The 17574-nt window shown below is 69.4% G+C and carries 18 protein-coding genes; 4 read left to right on the forward strand and 14 right to left on the reverse strand.

Annotation, left to right across the window (positions count from 1 at the left end; translation table 11 throughout):
- Window positions 1-65: 65 nt before the first annotated feature.
- The 3 genes from WFJ97_RS04945 to dapE form a co-directional block, all read right to left on the reverse strand.
- Window positions 66-239, reverse strand: coding sequence for a DUF3117 domain-containing protein (locus WFJ97_RS04945; protein WP_017203323.1), 174 nt, complete (start codon window positions 237-239; stop codon window positions 66-68).
- Between the two features lie 93 nt (window positions 240-332).
- Window positions 333-1550: a hypothetical protein gene (locus WFJ97_RS04950; RefSeq protein ID WP_336640672.1), complete on the reverse strand. Its 1218-nt coding sequence runs from the start codon at window positions 1548-1550 to the stop codon at window positions 333-335.
- Window positions 1532-2605 (reverse strand): succinyl-diaminopimelate desuccinylase, encoded by a 1074-nt coding sequence (gene dapE, locus WFJ97_RS04955; RefSeq protein ID WP_336640673.1) that lies wholly within the window; start codon window positions 2603-2605, stop codon window positions 1532-1534. The genes WFJ97_RS04950 and dapE overlap by 19 nt, the downstream gene beginning before the upstream one ends.
- Window positions 2606-2691: 86 nt before the next feature.
- Here dapE and dapD point away from each other — a divergent pair, with 86 nt between their 5' ends.
- Together dapD and WFJ97_RS04965 are read left to right on the forward strand one after the other, a co-directional pair.
- A complete protein-coding gene (dapD, locus tag WFJ97_RS04960) occupies window positions 2692-3633 on the forward strand; it encodes a 2,3,4,5-tetrahydropyridine-2,6-dicarboxylate N-succinyltransferase (RefSeq protein WP_336640674.1) in 942 nt (313 codons plus the stop codon).
- Window positions 3634-3884: 251 nt separating this feature from the next.
- The gene (locus tag WFJ97_RS04965; protein WP_336640675.1) at window positions 3885-5279 is read left to right on the forward strand and encodes a DEAD/DEAH box helicase; all 1395 of its coding nucleotides are present in this window, start codon (window positions 3885-3887) and stop codon (window positions 5277-5279) included.
- An 18-nt stretch (window positions 5280-5297) separates the two neighbouring features.
- On the opposite strand, the gene WFJ97_RS04970 is transcribed toward WFJ97_RS04965, so the two are convergent.
- From WFJ97_RS04970 to WFJ97_RS05000, 7 genes are all read right to left on the reverse strand, one after another.
- On the reverse strand, window positions 5298-5789 hold the full coding sequence (locus tag WFJ97_RS04970; protein WP_336640676.1) for an SRPBCC family protein: 492 nt from the start codon (window positions 5787-5789) through the stop codon (window positions 5298-5300).
- Window positions 5790-5799: 10 nt separating this feature from the next.
- Window positions 5800-7095: a citrate synthase gene (locus WFJ97_RS04975; protein WP_336640677.1), complete on the reverse strand. Its 1296-nt coding sequence runs from the start codon at window positions 7093-7095 to the stop codon at window positions 5800-5802.
- 217 nt (window positions 7096-7312) lie between these two features.
- Window positions 7313-8425 carry a succinyldiaminopimelate transaminase gene (dapC, locus tag WFJ97_RS04980; RefSeq protein ID WP_336640678.1) on the reverse strand — a complete coding sequence of 371 codons (1113 nt, stop codon included), beginning with the start codon at window positions 8423-8425 and terminating at the stop codon, window positions 7313-7315.
- 10 nt (window positions 8426-8435) lie between these two features.
- Window positions 8436-8756, reverse strand: a complete 321-nt coding sequence (gene fdxA, locus WFJ97_RS04985) for a ferredoxin (RefSeq protein WP_042542002.1) — start codon at window positions 8754-8756, stop codon at window positions 8436-8438.
- A gap of 9 nt (window positions 8757-8765) precedes the next feature.
- Window positions 8766-9149 carry a histidinol dehydrogenase gene (locus WFJ97_RS04990; protein WP_247622952.1) on the reverse strand — a complete coding sequence of 128 codons (384 nt, stop codon included), beginning with the start codon at window positions 9147-9149 and terminating at the stop codon, window positions 8766-8768.
- A 19-nt stretch (window positions 9150-9168) separates the two neighbouring features.
- Window positions 9169-9483: an AzlD domain-containing protein gene (locus WFJ97_RS04995; RefSeq protein ID WP_247622953.1), complete on the reverse strand. Its 315-nt coding sequence runs from the start codon at window positions 9481-9483 to the stop codon at window positions 9169-9171.
- The gene (locus tag WFJ97_RS05000; RefSeq protein WP_336640679.1) at window positions 9480-10199 is read right to left on the reverse strand and encodes an AzlC family ABC transporter permease; all 720 of its coding nucleotides are present in this window, start codon (window positions 10197-10199) and stop codon (window positions 9480-9482) included. Before WFJ97_RS05000 ends, WFJ97_RS04995 begins: the two co-directional genes overlap by 4 nt.
- 105 nt (window positions 10200-10304) lie before the next feature.
- Here WFJ97_RS05000 and WFJ97_RS05005 point away from each other — a divergent pair, with 105 nt between their 5' ends.
- A complete protein-coding gene (locus tag WFJ97_RS05005; RefSeq protein WP_336640680.1) occupies window positions 10305-10853 on the forward strand; it encodes a helix-turn-helix domain-containing protein in 549 nt (182 codons plus the stop codon).
- Between the two features lie 3 nt (window positions 10854-10856).
- Here WFJ97_RS05005 and WFJ97_RS05010 read toward each other — a convergent pair whose 3' ends face one another.
- The 4 genes from WFJ97_RS05010 to typA form a co-directional block, all read right to left on the reverse strand.
- Window positions 10857-12494, reverse strand: a complete 1638-nt coding sequence (locus WFJ97_RS05010; RefSeq protein ID WP_336640681.1) for an MFS transporter — start codon at window positions 12492-12494, stop codon at window positions 10857-10859.
- Window positions 12491-13510, reverse strand: coding sequence for a glutaminase A (gene glsA, locus WFJ97_RS05015; protein ID WP_336640682.1), 1020 nt, complete (start codon window positions 13508-13510; stop codon window positions 12491-12493). Before glsA ends, WFJ97_RS05010 begins: the two co-directional genes overlap by 4 nt.
- Before the next feature lie 107 nt (window positions 13511-13617).
- Entirely contained in the window at window positions 13618-14517 is a 900-nt protein-coding gene (locus tag WFJ97_RS05020; protein ID WP_336640683.1) for a phospholipase, read from the reverse strand.
- Window positions 14518-14737: 220 nt separating this feature from the next.
- A complete protein-coding gene (gene typA / locus WFJ97_RS05025) occupies window positions 14738-16651 on the reverse strand; it encodes a translational GTPase TypA (RefSeq protein WP_247622959.1) in 1914 nt (637 codons plus the stop codon).
- Between the two features lie 103 nt (window positions 16652-16754).
- Between typA and WFJ97_RS05030 the strand changes: the two genes are divergently transcribed.
- Window positions 16755-17561, forward strand: coding sequence for a CPBP family intramembrane glutamic endopeptidase (locus tag WFJ97_RS05030; protein WP_336640684.1), 807 nt, complete (start codon window positions 16755-16757; stop codon window positions 17559-17561).
- Window positions 17562-17574 lie beyond the last annotated feature (13 nt).

A 17574-nucleotide genomic window follows, 5' to 3' on the forward strand; every position in this document is an offset into this window, starting at 1 on the left:
AGGAGGCGGCGGATCCGATGATCCGCCGCCTCCTTCGGTTGATCCGTGAGACGGATCGGGGTGACTCAGGCCGGCGCCACGACGGCTGCCAGCACGTCGTGAAGCTCCTTGGCCTCGGCGTCGTTCACGGAGACGACCAGACGGCCTCCTCCTTCGAGCGGAACGCGCACGATGATGAGTCGTCCTTCTTTCACGGCCTCCATGGGGCCGTCCCCGGTCCTCGGCTTCATCGCTGCCATCGCGGCTTCCTTTCCTCGGTGGTATGGGAAGAGTTTATCGGTGTCGTCGCGACCTGAGCGTCACCTGTGAAGAAATGCATCGATTCTTCATGTTCACGGCACCTGCCAGAAGGTGTTCCCGAGCGCGTAGACGAAGTAGATCCACACGCCCTGACCCACGAGGCACAGCGCCAGAACGCTCAGCCGCCAGAGCCGCGAGCGCGGCACCGCCACCGCTCCCCAGAGCGGACTGATCGGCAGGAGCAGCCGGAAGGTGCTCGACTGCGGGAAGAACACCGCCAGCAGGTACAGCAGGTAGCTCGCGCTCCAGAGCCGGAGGTCGAGACCGAGCGCTCGAACCTGCGGCGAGCGCAGGAGCGCGAGTCCGGTGGCGACGACGATGACCACGAGTCCGATCGGGCCGCACCACGCGGGGATCCCCCACTGCGCGAACCAGAACTGCGACGCCTGGATCCAGCCCTCGAAGGGTACGAACCCGGCCACTCCCCCGCTGATCCAGTGCTGACGCCACGCCAGCTCGGTGGCGAGGTACGCGCCCATGTCGCCGGTGACGAGACCGGCGATCACCTGCCACGAGAAACCGGCGACGGTCGCCAGCGCCGCCGTCGCGACGATGTGCACGATCTCGACGGCGGTCAGCGGTTCGCGGCGACGGTTCATCCAGCGGGCGATGCCGTGGAGGCCGAGCAGCAGCGCGAACGCCAGGATGCCCGGGCGGGTGAACGCCATGATCGGGAGCAGGAGGTACAGCCAGGCGTACCGGCGGCGGATCACCGCGTCCAGTGCCAGGAAGAGCAGGAGCAGGAACAGCGTTTCGGCGTATCCCACCTGGAACATCGCCGCGAGCGGCCCCGCGGCGAAGAACACCACCGCCCACAGCGCCGCGGAGGATCCGATCCGGTCACGCAGCAGCCGATGCAGAGCGAGGCAGGCGAGATAGCCGGCCACGAACGAGAGCAGGAACGCCCCCACTCCCCAGGATCCGAAAAGGAACCCGATCGCCTTCGCCGCGTAGGCGAAGACGGGCATGAACGCCCACTGGTTCTCGACGACGGTGCCCGCGTCGGTCAGCTCGAGCGTCGAGGGGTATCCGCTCTCCGCGACCAGCCAGTACCACTGCGCATCCCAGCCGAGCACGAAGTCGGCCAGTCCGGCATCCGCTCCGAAGCGCGACAGCGACGTCGAGGCGGATGCCGCGAAGAGGAGGAAGCCCGTCGTGACGAGCCGGGCGATCAGGTAGATGACGGCGATGCGCAGCGGCAGCGGCATCTGCGCCCACCGACGCGCGGCGCTCAGTGCGAGCTGAGCCACGCCCGCAGTCCCCGCTCGACGGCATCGATCTGCGCGACGGGAACGCGCTCCTCGTCGTGGTGGGCGAGGTGGGGATCGCCGGGCCCGTAGTTCACCGCCGGGATGCCGAGCGCAGAGAAACGGGCGACATCGGTCCAGCCGTACTTGGGGCGCGGTTCCGCGCCGACGGCGGCCACGAACTGCTGGGCGATCGGTGCGTCGAGGCCGGGACGTGCACCCTCCGCCGAGTCCGTGACCTCGAGGTCGAAGCCCGCGAGCACACTGCGCAGGTGAGCCTCGGCATCCGCCGCCGACTTGCTCGGAGCGAACCGGTAGTTGATCTCGACCTCGCAGGCATCGGGGATGACGTTGCCCGCGACACCGCCGCTGATGCGCACGGCGCTGAGGCTCTCGCGGTACAGAAGACCCTCGACCAGCACCTCGCGCGCCCGGTACTCGCCCAGGCGGGCGAGGATGGGGGCCGCGCGGTGGATGGCGTTCTCGCCGATCCAGGCGCGTGCGCTGTGCGCGCGGACACCGCTCGTGCGCACGATCGCGCGCATGGTGCCGTTGCATCCGCCCTCGACCTCACCGTCGGACGGCTCTCCGAGGATCGCGAAGTCGGCGACGAAGAGATCGGGACGCACGGCGGCGAGCAGACCGAGCCCGTTCTTCGACGCCTCGACCTCCTCGTTGTCGTACCACATCCACGTGATGTCGACGACGGGATCGGTCAGCTCGGCGGCGAGCTTCAGCTGCACCGCCGTGCCCGCCTTCATGTCGACCGTGCCGCGGCCCCAGAGGTACGCCTCGCCGTCGACGTCGATCAGGCGCGTGGGCAGGTTGTCGTTGATGGGGACGGTGTCGATGTGACCGGCGATGGCCACCCGCTGGGCGCGACCGAGGTCGGTACGGGCGACGATCGTGTTGCCGTGCCGGATCACCTCGAGGTGGTCGAGCGGCGCGAGCGCCTGTTCGATCTCGTCGGCCAGGGTCTTCTCGTCTCCGGAGACGCTCGCGATGTCGCAGATCGCGCGCGTGAGGTCGAGAGAGGATGCGGTCAGATCGAGCACCATGCCCCCAGCCTATGACCTCGGCGCGCGGTCATCGGACGCCGGTCACATGGGCCGGGCGTGATCGCGGGAGCCGGTACCGTGGAGGCATGACTGATGCGCGCACCGTGTGGGGAATCGGACTCTCGACCATCGCCGGCGACGGCACGGTTCTCGACGCCTGGTACGCCACCCTCGGCACCGGCGCCCTGCCCTCGGATGCCGCGGCAGATCTCGACGGACTCACCGGTCCCGACGCACGGCGCAATGTCACCGTCGAGGCGGTGCGGCTCGAGATCGACCTCGATGCCGCTCCGGCCTCGACCGCCGACGCCTACCTGCGTCTGCACGCGCTCTCGCACCTGCTCGTGCGCCCGAACGAGCTGAACCTCGACGGGATCTTCGGTCACCTCCCGAACGTCGCCTGGACGAACGCGGGCCCCGTGCTCCCCGCCGATGCCGCCCGCCTGCGTCCGCAGCTCCAGCGCGCGGGAATCCAGGTGCAGGGGCTCGACAAGTTCCCCCGCCTGACCGACTACCTGCAGCCGCAGGGCGTGCGCATCGCCGATGCCTCGCGCGTGCGCCTCGGCGCCCACCTCGCGCCGGGGACCACCGTGATGCACGAGGGATTCGTCAACTTCAACGCGGGCACCCTCGGGGCCTCGATGGTCGAGGGCCGCATCTCGCAGGGCGTCGTCGTGGGCGACGGCAGCGACATCGGCGGCGGCGCATCGATCATGGGAACCCTCTCGGGCGGGGGCTCGCACCGTGTCTCGATCGGGTCGCGCACGCTCCTGGGCGCGAACGCCGGTATCGGCATCTCGCTGGGCGACGACTGCGTGGTCGAGGCGGGCCTCTACGTCACCGCCGGCACCAAGATCGTGCTCGTCGACGGCCCCGTGACGGCCGAGGGCACCCGCACCAGCGTGAAGGGCGCCGAGCTGTCGGGGCAGAACGGACTGCTGTTCCGCCGCAACTCGATCAGCGGCGCGGTCGAGGCCGTGCGTCGCGCGGGCGTCGGCGTCACGCTCAACGAGGCGCTGCACGCCTGACGCGCGGTCATCCGCACCTGCGGCCGCCTCGGAGCGGGCGCTGATAGACTGTGGCTGTTGCCCGAGCACGAGCTCGCCAACGTCGTCGTCGTCACGGGGTCTCTGAGGACCGAAGCGAGTCACCCGGCTCCCATCACCAGCGCTCTGCTGGCCTTTCGCACGGCGAACCGATGCGCACGCCCCCTGCGAGCGCCGTCGCCCACCTCAGCCCACTATCGTGCGTGTCTTCTCGCGTACGGACGGAGTCATCCATGCCTACTTTCCTCGAACTCGGCGTTCCCGCCGAACTCGCCGCCGTTCTCGCCGATTCCGGCAAGACCGAAGCCTTCGCGATCCAGCGCGACACCCTCCCCGACTCGCTCGCCGGCCGCGACCTGCTCGGTCGCGGTCGCACCGGCAGTGGCAAGACCATCGCCTTCGCGCTCCCCCTCGTCGCCCGCCTCGCCGCGTCCGGCAAGCAGCGCCGCGCGGGCCTCCCCCGCGGCCTGGTGCTCGCCCCGACCCGTGAGCTCGCGACGCAGATCGCCGCGACGATCTCCCCCCTCGCCGAAGCCGCCGGTCTGCGCGTGACCACCGTCTTCGGCGGCGTCAGCCAGCGCCCACAGGAGCAGGCGCTCCGCGGCGGCGTCGACATCGTCGTCGCGTGCCCCGGCCGCCTCGAAGACCTCATGAAGCAGCAGATCGTTCGGCTCAGCGCGGTCGAGGTCGCCGTACTCGACGAGGCCGACCACATGGCCGACCTCGGCTTCCTGCCCGGCGTCACGCGTATCCTCACCGCGACGCCGGCCGGCGGACAGCGTCTCCTCTTCAGCGCGACGCTCGACCGCGGCATCGATTCGCTCGCCCGCCGCTTCCTCTCGAACCCCGTCAGCCACGAGGTCGACGAGGAGAGCGTCCCCGTGGGCGAGATGACGCACCGCGTGCTCGTCGTCGATTCCACCGAGAACAAGACGACCCTCGTGCGCGACCTCGCGTCCGGCACCGGTCGCCGCATCCTGTTCACCCGCACCAAGCACCAGGCGAAGAAGCTCGCCAAGCAGCTCACCGCTGCGGGCATCCCCGCCGTCGACCTGCACGGCAACCTCTCGCAGAACGCCCGTGAGCGCAACCTCGGCGCGTTCTCGTCGGACCCCGCCGACGGCGGCGTGCGCGTGCTGGTCGCGACCGACGTCGCAGCCCGCGGAGTGCACGTCGACAACGTCGACCTGGTCGTGCACGTCGACCCGCCCATGGAGCACAAGGCGTACCTGCACCGCTCGGGCCGCACCGCCCGCGCCGGTGCCGCCGGTACCGTCGTCACGGTCGTGCTCCCCGAGCAGCGCCGCGACGTCAAGGACCTGCTGCGCAAGGCCGCGATCGTCGCCCCGCTCGAAGACGTCACCGCCGGCGCCGTGACCGAGCTCGTCCCGGAGCGCGCACCGCACGTGCGTCCCGCCCCTGTGCAGGCTCCGCAGCGTCAGGCTCCGAAGCAGCGTCCCGCCGGTGGCGAGCGCAGCGGCGCGGCGAACCCGCCCGCACGCCGTCGTCGCCCCCGCTCCGGTGGCGGTCAGGGCCAGAGCCAGGGCGGCGGTTTCGCGCGCCAGGGCGGCCAGAGTCGTCAGGGTGGACAGTCCCGCCAGGGCGGCCGCGGTTCGCAGGGACGCTGACCCGCAGCATCCGCACGTCTACGACCCCGGGGTCCCGTTCCGCACGGAACGGATGACCTCGGGGTTCGTGCATCCGGCGACGAACCCTGCGAGGCGCCGCCGGATCTCGAAACCGAGGATCACTGCGCCGACGCGTTCAGCCACCGGCGCGAGCCAGGCCGGGCGGCACGAGAAGTTGTACTTCCACGTTGCGATCGTGCCCGACCCATCGGGTGCGGCGACGAAACGCCAGCCACCGCCCAGCTTCTCGAAGAACCAGGGGCCGGTCTCCATGACCATTCCCACGTTCGTCGGCGGAGCGTACGACACGTAGCGGCTCACCATCGACAGACCGAACCGCTGGCGCGTTAAGGTACGCACGCCCTTCGCGGCGCTCTTCGCACCGTCGAGGAAATGCTGCTCACTGATGAACCCGTCCCAGCGCCGGCGAACCGCGCCGGTCGTCTGCGACACCGCGAACGCCGTCGCCGGATCGACCGGAACGAAAGCCTCGGCGCTGACGACGGGCATCGGCGTCGTGTCAGCGGTTCGGGTACGAACGCTCCGGAGACCCGGTGTACAGCTGCTGCGGGCGACCGATCTTGGTCTGCGGGTCGAGCTGCAGCTCGCGCCACTGCGCGAGCCAGCCGGGCAGACGGCCGATGGCGAACAGCACCGTGAACATGCGCGTGGGGAACCCCATCGCCTTGTAGATCACGCCGGTGTAGAAATCGACGTTCGGATACAGACGACGCTCGCGGAAGTAGTCGTCGGCGAGAGCGATCTCCTCGAGCTCCTTCGCGAGGTCGAGCAGCGGGTCGGTGACGCCGAGGGAGGCGAGGACCTCGTCGGCGGCGTCCTTGACGAGCTTGGCGCGCGGGTCGTAGTTCTTGTAGACCCGGTGCCCGAAGCCCATCAGCTTCACGCCCTCTTCCTTGTTCTTCACCCGCTCGACGAAGCGCGAGACGCTCTGACCCGAGTCGCGGATCTGGCCGAGCATCGTGAGAACGGCCTCGTTGGCCCCGCCGTGCAGCGGCCCCGAAAGGGCCTGGATGCCGGCGGACACCGACGCGAACTGGTTCGCCCCGGTCGATCCGACCAGTCGCACGGTCGAGGTCGACGCGTTCTGCTCGTGGTCCTCGTGCAGGATCAGCAGGAGCTCGAGCGCCTTCGACATGACCGGGTTGATCTCGTAGGGCTCGGAGTTGACGCCGAAGTTGAGCTTGAGGAAGTTCTCGACGAAGCCGAGCGAGTTATCGGGGTAGAGGAAGGCCTGACCGACGCTCTTCTTGTGCGCGTAGGCCGCGATCACCGGGAGCTTCGCGAGCATGCGGATCGTGTTGATCTCGACGTGCTCGGGGTTGTGCGGGTCGGTCTGGCCCTCGTAGTAGGTCGAGAGCGCGGCGACGGCCGAGGACAGCACCGACATCGGGTGCGCCGTGTGCGGCAGTGCCGAGAAGAAGTGCTTGAGGTCTTCGTGCAGCAGCGTGTGGCGACGGATCTTCTCGTCGAACTCGGCCAGCTCGGACTCCGAGGGGAGCTCGCCGTAGATGAGCAGCCAGGCGACCTCGAGGTAGCTGGTGCGACCGGCGAGCTGCTCGATCGGGTACCCGCGGTAGCGCAGGATGCCCTTTTCGCCGTCGATGAAGGTGATGTCGGACTTCGTCGACGCCGTGTTGACGAACCCGTAGTCGAGCCCGGTGTAGCCGGTCTGGCGGGTCAGCGTCGAGAAGTCGATGCTGTTGTGGCCCGCCGTGCCCTGCAGCACGGGGAACTCGGCGGTCGTGTCACCGATCGTCAGCTTCGCCGTGGCCTGCTGGTCTGCCGCTGCACTCACGCGGACCTCCTTGGGGTTTCTGCCCGTAGTCTGTCTCGTCTCGCCCCGAGCAGATCGGTCATCCTTGGAACCTGATCTCATCGGAGCGGGCGATCGCACGGCGCACAGCGCCAGGTCGGGTCACGACCGAATCGCCTTTACAGCCTAGTAGGCCCGCACGCCTACTGTCGCATCCGCCAAACGGATCGGCGCTGGGAGGGGGAAACCTACAGATTCTCTACGAAGCGGCGGCGTGCAGGCGTCGAGCCGCCTCCGCGACGCGATCCGTCGGCGCCGTCAGCGCGAGACGCACGTGCGAGGCGGCGGCTGCTCCGTAGAACGGACCCGGACCCGCCAGGATGCCGAGATCGGCGAGGCGAGCCATCGACTCCCATGCGTCACGCCCCTCGGTCACCCACAGGTAGAGACCGGCTTCCGAGCCGTCGAGACGGAAGCCGGCGGCCTCCACGGCGGGACGCAGCAGCTCCCGCCGTTCGCGGTAGAGCTCCTTCTGGGCGGCGACGTGCTCGTCGTCGCCGAGCGCCACCGCCATGGCGTGCTGCACGGGTTCGGGCGGCATGAGGCCCAGGTGCTTGCGGGCGGTGAGCAGGTCGGCGACGATGCGCGCGCAGCCGGCGACGAAGGCGGCGCGGTAGCCCGCGAGGTTCGACTGCTTGCTCAGCGAGTAGACGCTGAGCAGGTTGGCCCGCGACCCCCCGGTCACCCGCGGATCGAGGATCGACGGGATCGCCTCGGTCGCCCAGGCACCGTCCCAGCCGAGCTCCGCGTAGCACTCGTCGCTCGCGATGACGGCATCCAGCTCGCGCGCACGGCGCACCGCGGCGGCGAGCTCCGAGACCGTCCAGGTGCGACCGTCGGGATTGCCCGGAGTGTTGATCCAGATCAGCTTGGTGCCCTCGGGCCAGTCCGCCGGGTCATCGGCGGGAAGCGGCGTCGCTCCGACCACGCGTGCTCCGACGTCGTAGGTCGGGTAGGCGATCTCGGGGTGCACGACGATGTCGCCCTCTCCCAGCCCGAGGAGGGTCGGGAGGAGCGCCACGAGCTCCTTCGAGCCGATCGTAGGCAGCACGTTCGCGACGGTGAGGTCATCGACCCCGCGGCGACGCGCGTACCAGGAGACGATCGCCTCGCGCAGTGCCGGTGTACCGACGGTCTGCGGATAGGCGTGCGCGTCCGTCGCCTCGGCGAGAGCGCGCCGGATGATCTCGGGCGTGGGATCGACGGGCGACCCGACGGAGAGGTCGACGAGTCCGCCGGCGTGCGCGGACGCCCGCTCGCGGAAGGGGACGACGGCGTCCCAGGGGTAGTCGGCGAGGTCGCGGACGCTCACGGGCGCCGGCCTACTCGCCCTGGGGCGGCAGGGCCGCGATGATCGGGTGGTCGTGCGCGATGACGCCGACCTTGGCCGCGCCTCCGGGCGAGCCGACCTCGTCGAAGAACTCGACGTTCGCCTTGTAGTAGTCCTGCCACTCGTCGGGCAGGTCGTCTTCGTAGTAGATCGCCTCGACGGGGCACACCGGCTCGCAGGCGCCGCAGTCGACGCACTCGTCCGGGTGGATGTAGAGGGAGCGCTCGCCTTCGTAGATGCAGTCGACGGGGCATTCGTCGATGCAGGCTCGGTCCTTCACATCGACACACGGGAGGGCGATCACATACGTCACCGCTCCAGTCTACTTCTCCGCCTCCGTGGCGACGGGCACCGACCGGAACGACGGCCACGCGATGACGACGAGAACGATCGCGGCGATCAGGTACGTCCAGATCTGTCCCGCGAGCGTGTTCTCGACGACGACGGATCCGCCGGGGCCCCGGCCGGAGATCAGGAGCAGCATGCCCACCATCCCGAGGCCGGCCGCGACGGCGGCGCCGCGGTCGTGGGTAAGCACGCGGATGGCGACGAGGATCGCGGCGCACGCGATCGCTCCGACGATCATGCCGGTCGGGATCGGACCCCAGGTCTGGCTGTGCGCGATCGTGCCGGCGACACCGTAGACGCCACCGACCAGGGCCGAGGCCACCCACGACAGAACTCTCGACAACCGACTCACGCCCACCCTCCGATCCTACGCGCGGTCAGGCCGCGAGTCCGAACAGACGCAGGAGGGCAGCGGTGAGCGCCGCCGCGAACACCACGACGAGGAAGGACTGCCGCAGCCACAGCAGACCCGCCGCGACGAGCAGAGCGGGCACGCGCGCATCGACGACGATCGCCTGACCGTCGCCCAGCGTCTGCACCGCGACGAGCGCCGCGAGCAGGGCGACGGTCAGCAGGTCGGAGATGCGCGCGGGTCGGGGCGCCTCGAGCACCTTCGGCGGCACGAGGTATCCGACGGCCTTCAGCGACAGGCAGACGAGAGCCGCCAGCAGGATCGCACTCCACAGGGTCATGATTCCCCCTTCTCATCGGCATCCGCTGCGCGGCCATCGGATGCCGGGCGCCCCAGCCAGTTGAACCACCCGACGATCACGGCCACGAGGGCCGCGACGAGCACCGGCAGACCGGGGAGGAGGAAGGGCGTGAGCGCCGCGGCGACGACGGCGGCGGCGATCCCGACCGCGATCGCCTGGCGTTGCTGCAGGCGCGGCCACAGCAGCGCCAGGAAGGCGGCCGCCGCCGCGGCATCCAGCCCCCAGTCCCTCGGATCGCCGAGCACGTTGCCGACGAGGGCGCCGATGAGGGTGGTGATGTTCCAGCCGACGAAGATCCCGATGCCGGTCACCCAGAATCCGACCCGGCGCAGGCGCGGATCGCGCTGGGCGATCGCCACCGCCGTCGATTCGTCGATCGTGAAGTGGGCGGCCAGCGCACGGGTCGCGGGCCCTCCTCCGATGACCGGCGACATGCGCATGCCGTAGGCGACGTTGCGCACGCCGAGGAGGACGGCTGAGGCGATCGCCGAGGGGAGCGCCGCGACACCGCCGGCCGCGAAGACCCCGACGAAGGCGAACTGCGATCCTCCCGTGAACATGAGCAGGCTCAGCACGCAGGTCTGCCAGACGTCGAGCCCGGCCGCGACGGCGAGGGCACCGAACGAGATGCCGTACGCGCTCGTCGCCAGCACGACGCCGAGGGCCTCGCGCCAGACCTCGCGCTCGGCGGTCACGGGGCGATCCCCTCGCGCACCGTTCGCTGCAATGAACACATGACCATCATTCTGAACATTCAAGGACGACTAGTCAAGCGAACGATCGTTTGACATGATGAACGCATGGAGGATCTCCGCACCCGCATCGCCCGCACGCTGCGCCGGGAGCGTGAAGCCGCAGCCCTCTCGGTCTCGGAACTCGCTCGGCGCGCCGGCGTCTCGAAGGCCACCGTGTCGCAGCTCGAGAGCGGAGCCGGGAACCCGAGCGTCGAAACCCTCTGGGCGCTCGGCGTCGCACTCGACGTGCCGTTCGCCGTCTTCGTCGACCCGCCCCAGAGCGGGCCCACGCTCATCCGCCGGGAGGATCTCAGTGGCGTCCCGTCCTCGGCCGCCGCGTACAGCGCCACCCTACTGGCCGCTTCCCCGCCCGGCGCACGGCGCGACCTGTACCTGATCTCCGCCGAACCGGGCGAGGCCCGACGCTCCGATCCGCACCACCCCGGGACCATCGAGCACGTGGTGCTGATCTCGGGGCAGGCGAAGGTCGGCCCCGCCGAGGCCGCCGCACTGCTGAACCCGGGCGACTACCTCACCTACCCGGGCGACGCCCCGCACGTGTTCGAGGCCACGGCCCCGAGCACGAGCGCCGTGCTGATCTCCGAGCTGCGCTGAGGATCAGTCCGACGCCGCCACGGGCGATGGATCCGGGATCTCCTCCGGCTTGTATCGCGGCAGTCGGGAGGCCGGGAGGATCGCCAGGGCGCTGATCCCGGCGAGCACGAGCAGACCCAGCCGCAGCGTCGACAGACGGGACTCCTCGTTGACGGCCACGGCGGCGTCGACCTGGGCGGGCGTCGCGTCGGTGCGCTCGAGCACCACGCGCAGGTCGTCGTTGCTCACGAAGTTCACGCTGTCGAGATCGACCTGCGCGACGAGCGCCGGCGGCAGCTCCGGATGCTCCACGACCGCGCGCCCGACGCTCAGCCCCAGCAGAGAGACGAGCAGCGCACCCGCGACCGCCGTCCCCACCGCCGACGCGAGGTTCTGGGTCGTGCCCCGCAGCGATCCCACGTCACCCGCGAGCGACGACGGCGCCGAGGTGACGAGCACGTTGAAGACGAGGGTCACGAGCGCCCCCTGCCCGATCCCGAACACCACCAGACCGAGGATCGTCGGCAGCGTCTCCCAGTTGTTGTTCACGACGAACGAGAGCCAAACGAGGGCGCCGGTCGTGAGCAGGAATCCGAAGACGCCGATCACACGCGGCGGGTAGCGCTTGTAGAACCGCACGACGAGGGTCGCGGTGATGAACACGGTGAGGTTGAACGGCATCATCGCGATCGAGGTGTCGAAGGGAGTCCTCCCCTGAACGATCTGGATGTAGAGCGGGATCGTGAAGTTCACGCACGCCTCGAGTGCGACCACGATGAACATGGCGTACACCGCCGCGCGCTCCTTCGAGGAACGCAGGATACTGAGGTCGATCAGCGGCACACGTCCCTCGGCGATCCGCCGACGCGTCCACAGGAAGAACCCCTGCCCCAGCACGACGCCGGCCACGATGAAGAGCGGTGCCGGGGAGAGCCCCAGGATGTCGAACGGGGCCGCCTCCGTCGCCTCGATCGCTCCCCAGCCGTTGAGATTGTTGAAGCCAAGGGTGAGGAGCACGATCGCCGCGCCGATGAGGAGCGAGGCGACGAGATCGATGCGGATGCCGGGGTCGCCGCGGTCTCCGCGCAGCGTGAAGCTGAAGGCGAAGACGAGCACGGCGATGCCGAGGACGATGAAGAACATCGGACGCCACCCGACGAGAGTGCCGAGAGTGCCGCCGATGAGGAACGCGGTGACGCCGGAGATCGCCCGCGCCGAACCGATCGCGCCGATCGCCGTCGCCTGCTGGGCGCCGCGGTAGTTCTCGGCGATGAGCGCGACGATCGAGGGCACGATGATCGCCGCCGCGGCACCGGCCACCGCCTGACCCGCGATCGCCCATCCGATGCTCGGTGCGATCAGCATGAGCACCGACGATGCCGCGAACAGCGCGATCACGACGCGGAAGATCAGCACCCATCCGACGCGCTGACCGAGCTTCGCACCGGTCATCACGAGCGCCGCGACGGCCAACCCGTACATGACGATCGTGGTGCTCGCGACCGTCGGCGGCACGCCGAACTCGCTCACCATCCCACCCAGCGAGATGGGGAGCGCGGCGACGTTGAACGACATCAGCACCTGCGCCATGAACAGGCTGATCATGGGGAGCCAGGACGACTTCACGGCGACGGATGCGGTCTGCGGCGCGGACTCGGTCATCGGGACTCCTCGGGGGCGGGTGCAGCGGCGGGTGCGGACGCGAACAGGTTGAGCCCGAGGGCCCGGGAGAGGTAGCCGATCGCGCGCTGCGAGCGCACGGAGTTGCCGGCATCGTCGAGACGCGGCGAGAAGCCCGCGACGGCGCCCTTGCCGGGGGCGACCGCGACGATGCCCCCGGAGACACCGGACTTGGCCGGGAGTCCGATCTCGAACAGCCATTCACCCGAGCGCTCGTACAGGCCGCTGGCGGCGACGACGGCGAGCGTGTCACGGCACACCTCGGCCGACACCACCCGCTGCCCGGTGATGGGGTTGACGCCGCCGTCGGCCAGCGTGGCCCCCATGACCGCCAGATCGTGCGCGGTCACCGTGAGAGCGCACTGGCGGGTGTAGACGTCGACGACCTCGTCGGGGTCGCCCTCGAGGCGTCCATAGCTGGTGAGCAGGCGCCCGAGCGCTCGGTTGCGGTCGTTCGTACGCGCCTCGGAGGCGTAGACGACGCCGCCGAGTCCGAGAGCGCGACCTGCGAACGCCGACAGACCCTCACGGACGCGCTCCCACTGCTCGGCGGACGTCTCCCCCGGCATGAGCGCGGTGGTGGCGATCGCGCCGGCGTTGACCATGGGGTTCATGGGATGCCCGGCGTTCAGCTCGAGCGCCATCACCGAGTTGAAGGGAAGCCCCGTGTTGTTGACCCCGACGATCTCGCGGACGCGCTCGTGCCCGTGCTCCTGGATGGCGAGGGCGTAGACGAACATCTTCGAGATCGATTGGATCGAGAACGGATGCTGCGCGTCGCCCGCGTCGTGCACTCCCCCGCCGACCTCGATGACGGCGAGCCCGAAGAGCTCGGGGTCGACTTCGGCGAGCACGGGGATGTAGTCGGCGACGATGCCGTCGGAATCCCCGGCGAAGCGCGCGTGCGCATCACCGACCAGCCGCTCGACGTCTCGCCACCCGGGCAATGACCCGGTCGAGACCTGCTGCGGGACGTGGTCCCATCCGGCCGTGTCCACGGGCTCTCCTCGCGTTCGACGACGCCCCAGCCGTCATTCGCCACGATAGCGCTCGAACGCCCCCGGTAGAAGGTGTCTACCGGGGGCGTTCGCGGGTGCCTGCGGGCTCAGTACCAGTTCATCGCCTGCGAGTGCCCCCACGCGCTGCACGGGGTGCCGTACACGGACGAGATGTATCCCAGACCCCAGGCGATCTGGGTCGCGGCATTGGTCTGCCAGTCGCTGCCCACCGAGGCCATCTTGCTGCCGGGAAGCGCCTGCGGGATGCCGGTCGCGCCGCTCGGGTTGTAGGCCTGGTAGTTCCAGCTCGACTCCTTCTGCCACAGCGAACTCAGGCAGGAGAACTGGTCCTCTCCCCAGCCGTACTGGTCGGCCGCCATGACACGTGCGGTCGCCTTGGCCCCCTCGGGGGTGTTCGACGAGGCGAGCGCTGCAGCTGCCGCCTCGGCCTCTGCCTGCGCCTGCGCGGCGGCTGCGGCGGCCGCGTCGTCCGCCGCCTTCTTCTCCTGCGCCGTGGTGAACGCCGACTGGAGCGCCGCGGTCTGCTCGATCACCTTCTCGGTGTGCTGCTGGGCGATGACCGTGGTGAGAGTGAGCTCGATGGCCGGAACGGCCTTCCGACCGTCGAGGGTGTCGACATTGCTCTGCAACTGCGCGGTCTCGACGGCGGGGACGACTCCGCTCAGGTCGAAGCCTGCGGCGTCGATCTCGGCGGACAGCTTATCGGCGGCATCAATGGCATCGGTCGCGGCGGTCGCGGTCGCCGCGACGTCGTCCGACGCCTCGACGGTCGTGGTGGTGCCGGTGGTCGCCGAGGGCGATGCGTCATCGGTCTCGGTGGCGCCGGAGGCCGGGCCCGCGACGAGTCCGGCGGTCAGCGTGATGCCGAGCATCGCACCGACGGCGGTGCCGAGGAGCAGCAACGGCCGACGTGAGCGGACGGCGGAGTGGGCGGTGGCGGCCTCGAGGGCGCGCCGGGAAGCACGGGTGTTCTGAAGGTGAAGCAAAGAATCGACTTTCGGGTCGTCGAGCGCCCGGACCTGCGGACAGGGCGGCTCATCGGGAGCCGACTCATCGGACGCAAGTCATCGATTCTGTGTCATGTTTCTGAACGAACCCTCCGCAGAGCCTGGACGGAATATAGGTCCCACCTGGGCTTTTCATGAGAAAAGGGCCTCGCTGCCGCATTTCTGCGGAGCGAGGCCCTCTTATCGGTCCTGTTCGGACTCAGGCGTTGGCATCCTGACGCTTGAGGCGAGCGGTCTCGCGCGCACGCGTGTTGGCGTCGAGGTTCACCTTGCGGATGCGCACGGCCTCCGGCGTGACCTCGACGCATTCGTCGTCACGCGCGAACTCGAGGCTCTCCTCGAGCGTCAACTGACGCGGGGGCGTCATCGACTCGAACGAGTCGGAGCTCGCCGCACGCATGTTGGTGAGCTTCTTCTCCTTGGTGATGTTCACGTCCATGTCGTCGGCGCGCGAGTTCTCGCCGATGACCATACCCTCGTAGACCTCGGCGGTCGGCTGCACGAAGAACGACATGCGCTCCTGCAGGGCGATCATGGCGAACGGGGTGACGACACCCTGACGGTCGGCGACGATCGAGCCGTTCTGGCGAGTCGTGATGGATCCGGCCCAGGGCTCGTAGCCGTGCGAGATCGCGTTCGCGATGCCGGTGCCGCGGGTCGTGGTGAGGAACTCGCTGCGGAAGCCGATGAGGCCGCGCGACGGGACGATGAACTCCATGCGCACCCAACCGGTGCCGTGGTTGGTCATGTTCTCCATGCGACCCTTGCGGTTCGCGAGGAGCTGGGTGATCGCGCCGAGGTGCTCCTCCGGCGTGTCGATCGTGAGGTGCTCGAAGGGCTCGTAGGTCTTGCCGTCGATCTTCTTCGTGACCACCTGCGGCTTTCCGACCGTGAGCTCGAAGCCTTCGCGACGCATGTTCTCGACGAGGATCGCGAGGGCGAGCTCACCGCGGCCCTGGACCTCCCAGGCATCCGGGCGCCCGATGTCGACGACCTTGAGCGAGACGTTACCGATGAGCTCCTTGTCGAGACGGTCCTTGACCATGCGCGCCGTGAGCTTGTGGCCCTTGACCTTGCCCATCAGCGGCGAGGTGTTGGTGCCGATCGTCATCGAGATGGCGGGGTCGTCGACCGTGATCGCCGGGAGCGGGCGCACGTCCTCGGGGTCGGCGATCGTCTCGCCGATGGTGATGTTCTCGAAGCCCGCGATCGCGACGATGTCGCCCGGGCCCGCGGACTCGGCCGGGTAGCGCTCGAGCGCGCGGGTCATCAGCAGCTCGGTGATGCGGGCGTTGCTGGTGGTGCCGTCGGAGCGCACCCAGGCGACGGTCTGACCCTTCTTCAGCGTGCCGTTGAAGACGCGCAGCAGCGCGAGGCGGCCGAGGAAGGGGCTGGAGTCGAGGTTCGTGACCCACGCCTGCAGGGGCGCCTCGTCGTCGTAGGACGGAGCCGGGACGTGCTCGAGGATCGCCTCGAAGAGCGGCTCGAGGTCGTCGTTGTCGGGCAGCGAGCCGTCGGCGGGACGGTTCTGCGACGCCGCACCGGCACGACCGGATGCGTAGACGACCGGCACGTCGAGCAGTGCGTCGACGTCGAGGTCAGGCACGTCGTCGACGAGGTCGGACGCCAGACCCAGCAGCAGGTCGTGGGCCTCCTCCTCGACCTCCGCGATGCGGGCGTCGGGGCGGTCGGTCTTGTTGACCAGCAGGATGACGGGGAGCTTGGCCTCGAGCGCCTTGCGCAGCACGAAGCGGGTCTGCGGGAGCGGGCCCTCGCTCGCGTCGACGAGCAGCACGACGCCGTCGACCATCGACAGGCCGCGCTCGACCTCGCCACCGAAGTCGGCGTGACCCGGGGTGTCGATCACGTTGATCGTGATCTCCTTGCCGCCGGCGTGCTTGCCCTTGTAGGTGATCGCCGTGTTCTTGGCGAGGATCGTGATGCCCTTCTCGCGCTCGAGGTCGTTCGAGTCCATCGCGCGCTCTTCGACGTGCGAGTGCTCACCGAACGAGCCGGTCTGGCGGAGCATCGCGTCGACAAGAGTGGTCTTGCCGTGGTCGACGTGAGCGACGATGGCGACGTTGCGGAGGTCAGAGCGGAGGGCGTGAGCCATGCAGGAATCCTAAGAAGAGGAGTGGGAGGAGTCGTGAAACCGACGTTCCAGGATAACGCACGCGCAGGACCCCCGGCTGAACGGAGGCCGTACCATCGGAAAAGTGAGGCACGAAGACGCAGACCGACCGCTCCCGGAACCGACCTCCGAGCCCTCGGCGCGGCGGCTGTGGTGGGAGATCGCGATCGTGCTCGCGCTCGGTCTCGGCCAGTCGGCGATCTACGCGATCGTCCAGCTCGCCTACCGGCTCACGGACGACACCCCGCTCGCCGATCAGACCGCGACGCTGAATCCCTCACGCAGCGACCGCGAGGTCTTCGACCTGATCTACCAGGTGCTGTCGATCGGCTTCTCGCTCGTACCGGTGCTGCTCGTCTGCTTCCTGCTCTGGCAGCACCGTCGACCGCACCTCGCCCGTCTCGGCCTCGACGGCACACGCGTCGGCGTCGACATCGGCCGGGGCGCACTCCTCGTGCTGGCGATCGGCGTCCCCGGTCTCGGCCTGTACGTCGTCGGCCGGGCACTGGGTCTGTTCGTCGCGGTGAACCCGGGCGGACTCGACGCCCACTGGTGGACGATCCCGATCCTGCTCCTGGCCGCCGCACGAGCGTCGTTGCAGGAGGAGTTCGTCGTGCTCGGCTATCTCTTCGCCCGACTCAAGCAGCTCGGATGGTCGCCCTGGACCATCATCTTCGCGACCTCGGTGCTCCGGGCGACGTACCACCTCTATCAGGGACCCGGGGCCTTCATCGGCAACCTCGCGATGGGGCTGCTGTTCGGCTGGCTGTTCCTGCGCACCGGACGCCTGCTGCCGTTCCTCGTCGCGCACTTCCTGATCGACGCGACGGTGTTCGTCGGCTACCCGTGGGCGGCGGCGACGTGGCCGGCGCTCTTCGGCCTCCCGGGCTGATCGCCCGAGAAGC

Origin of the sequence: Microbacterium sp. USHLN272, assembly GCF_037149655.1 — a bacterium.
GTDB lineage: Bacteria > Actinomycetota > Actinomycetes > Actinomycetales > Microbacteriaceae > Microbacterium > Microbacterium galbinum.